Consider the following 2743-nt stretch of genomic DNA (forward strand, 5'->3'; position numbering starts at 1 on the left):
GATGGAGACTGCGGCGGCGAGGATGGAGAGTTTCATCAATTTGTCCTTTGTTTCGTCTTCGCGGCATTGCGCCGTTCCATGCCATTTAGCCTGATGCGGTCGGGGACAATTTGCGCTGGCGCAAACTCAAGATAAGAAAGGTCTCCCGCACGACTAATGCGGAACCCTAAGGCCGTGAGGAATCCGCTTGGCTGCGCTGGACCGATCGCTGATTTCGCGACTGCCGCTCTTCCAGGGTCTGACGCCCGACGAGCAGAGCGAGATCCTGCGAGATGCGCGGTCGTCTCGCTATGCCAAGGAGACGGCGATCTTCGCGCAGGAAGCCGAGGCTCATTCCTTCTTCGTGCTGATCGCCGGGCACATCCGTGTCGTTCGCACCACGCCGGACGGACAACAGGTCATCGCCAGATACATCAGCGAAGGCGAGATCTTTGGCGTCGCCGCGGCACTTGGCCGGACGACCTACCCAGCCAGCGCGGTCGCGGCGGTAGACTGCGTGGTGCTGGCCTGGCCAAACGCTCTGTGGCCCGATCTGGCGAGACGCTTCCCCGTGTTTGGGGCGGCCACCTACAGGACGGTTGGAAGCAGGCTGCAGGAGACGCAGACGCGGGTAGTGGAGATGTCGACGGAACAGGTGGAGCAGCGGGTTGCGCATGCGCTGCTGCGATTGGCAAACCAGACCGGCCGAAAGACCGATAGCGGCATCGAAATCGACTTCCCGATCTCGAGGCAGGACATTGCCGAGATGACGGGGACGACGCTTCACACGGTCAGCCGGCTGCTGAGCAAGTGGGAGGAGAAAGGGATCATCGTCAGCGGGCGCCAGAAGGTCACGGTCAAGGATGCGCATCGCCTTGTGGTTCTGGCCGAGAACCGGGACAAGGGCTGACCGTCACCGTTTTCCTCGAACGGCCGCTTCGAGTTCGACAAGAAAGTCGCCCTCATCGATCCGATGTTCCCGGCATGCTTCGGCCACGGTATGGAATGTGCCGATCGGACACCCGACGCAGAGCATCTTGTATCTCAGCACCACAGCCACCGTTGTCGGCCATTTCGTCATGATTTCGTCAACGACCATGTCCGGGTCGATCGAACTGCGCTGTTTCACGATGAGGTCTCCGCGTTTTGCGAGGCCCTCTTCATAAATCGCCTTCGGGCCGCCTTCGTTGCAGTTTCGCAATCTGAAAATGATTCAGATCAAGACACGGCACGCGTGACCTCGATAAGCAAAGGATAAAGTGTCTGAGGAGGCTGGCATGCAAGCCAAAACCATAATGACCACGCCGGTCGTTGCAATAGATCCGTCTGCGTCGATCGCCGATGCGGCCGGATTGATGCTCTCCAGCAAGATCAGCGGGCTTCCCGTCATTCGCATCGACGGCGTTCTGGTGGGCATTATCAGCGAGGGCGATTTCCTGCGCCGCGGAGAGCTGGGCACGCAGCGCAAGCGCCCACGCTGGCTGGAATTTCTTGTCAGCCCGGGAAGAGTTGCCGAAGAATATGTCCTCGCCAACGGAAGGCGGGTCGAGGAGGTGATGACCGACAGCGTCGTCACGGCATCCCCCAATGCATCGCTTGCCGAGGTCGTCGAGTTGATGACGCATCACCGCATCAAACGCGTCCCGATCGTCGACGGTGGTAAAGTTGTCGGCATGATTGCCCGCTCCGATCTTCTTCGTGCGCTGCTTCACACGCAGCCAACCTCAACTCCGACGACCATTGACGACGAACAGATACGCCAGAGCATCGTCGCGGAGCTTGCAGCGCAGAAATGGGCTGGCAAGGACCTGATCAATGTCACTGTCGACAAAGGGATCGTAAAACTGAGCGGCGCCATCTTCGACGAACGCGAGCGCCAGGCAGCCATCGTAGCGGCCGAAAACGTCGCCGGCGTCAAAGGCGTTGAGGACAATCTATTTTGCGCCGAGCCGTTGTCCGTCATCCTGGTCTCGTAGCCAAGGGGCTACCACCGACATTTTCCCGAGGCGAACTGTGCGTAGCCGCTCGACGTTCTAACGCTGGCCGGCCACATGCTGCAGCCGTGCGATCAGGTCGCGGTTGCGGCAATAATCTGGCGGAGCATCGGCTTGCTCGTTTTGGTCGAGCCAAGTCGAGCATTCGTCTTGATGGCCGCAGGATCGGCAGCGATTGACCGCCCGATCGGTGACGGCTGCATGGTCCGGCACCACTTTCAACTGCCTGTCGACACCAAGTTTGCGCATCATGCGACCCATCAACGCGGCCCTGGCGTCGACTGAAATCAGGTAATCGAGAAAGCTCATCTTGGTCACTCCTGCCTTTTGAGAATCATAGCCATGCAGGCGGCCAACGACTTGATCTCGGTCAACAGACGGAGCCGTTGCCAAGCCAAGGCGGCGAAAGGGGTGAATTGAAGTTCCTGAACCCACCCGCCGCGCACTCGACTGCTGGGACGTCGACCCATCAATACGACATGAAGCGGTTGATGCCGCTTTCCTCGATCAGCGAGCGCGTGACCCCGCCGAACGCCCATTCCCGCAGACGGCTGTGCCCATAGGCACCCGAGACGATCAGGTCCGCATGGATCGACCGCGCAAATGTCAGCAACCGGTTGCCGTCAGCCTCGCCGGCAATCAATTCGGTTCGGGACTTGATGCCATGGTGTTCGAGAAAAACCGCGACATCGGCGAGGCTGTCGCGGATGCTCTCGTCGCGGTCGGTATCTATTGTGGCAACGACCACTTCGTTAGCCGTGACCAAGAAA

The 2743-nt window shown here is 59.8% G+C and carries 5 protein-coding genes; 2 read left to right on the top strand and 3 right to left on the bottom strand.

Features of this window, described 5'->3' with window-relative positions; genetic code table 11:
• Window positions 1-187: 187 nt before the first annotated feature.
• Entirely contained in the window at window positions 188-889 is a 702-nt protein-coding gene (locus tag EN993_RS34200; protein WP_109672886.1) for a Crp/Fnr family transcriptional regulator, read from the top strand.
• Between the two features lie 3 nt (window positions 890-892).
• Here EN993_RS34200 and EN993_RS34205 read toward each other — a convergent pair whose 3' ends face one another.
• Entirely contained in the window at window positions 893-1108 is a 216-nt protein-coding gene (locus tag EN993_RS34205) for a DUF1858 domain-containing protein (RefSeq protein WP_109672904.1), read from the bottom strand.
• A 148-nt stretch (window positions 1109-1256) separates the two neighbouring features.
• On the opposite strand from EN993_RS34205, the gene EN993_RS34210 reads away from it, so the two are divergent.
• On the top strand, window positions 1257-1955 hold the full coding sequence (locus tag EN993_RS34210; RefSeq protein WP_109672884.1) for a CBS domain-containing protein: 699 nt from the start codon (window positions 1257-1259) through the stop codon (window positions 1953-1955).
• A 57-nt stretch (window positions 1956-2012) separates the two neighbouring features.
• Here the strand turns inward: EN993_RS34210 and EN993_RS34215 are convergent, their stop codons facing one another.
• Both EN993_RS34215 and EN993_RS34220 read right to left on the bottom strand, forming a co-directional pair.
• Window positions 2013-2282: a DUF6455 family protein gene (locus tag EN993_RS34215; protein ID WP_127266085.1), complete on the bottom strand. Its 270-nt coding sequence runs from the start codon at window positions 2280-2282 to the stop codon at window positions 2013-2015.
• Window positions 2283-2442: 160 nt separating this feature from the next.
• Window positions 2443-2743 (bottom strand): universal stress protein (locus EN993_RS34220; protein ID WP_164758002.1); only part of this gene is annotated, 301 nt, incomplete at its 5' end.

The organism is Mesorhizobium sp. M7D.F.Ca.US.004.01.2.1 (genome assembly GCF_003997785.1).
GTDB lineage: Bacteria > Pseudomonadota > Alphaproteobacteria > Rhizobiales > Rhizobiaceae > Mesorhizobium > Mesorhizobium loti.

Coding starts and splice junctions, on each gene's coding strand:
- EN993_RS34215 (WP_127266085.1), bottom strand. CDS start 2,282: ATGAGCTTTCTCGATTACCTGATTTCAGTCGACGCCAGGGCCGCGTTG.
- EN993_RS34210 (WP_109672884.1), top strand. CDS start 1,257: ATGCAAGCCAAAACCATAATGACCACGCCGGTCGTTGCAATAGATCCG.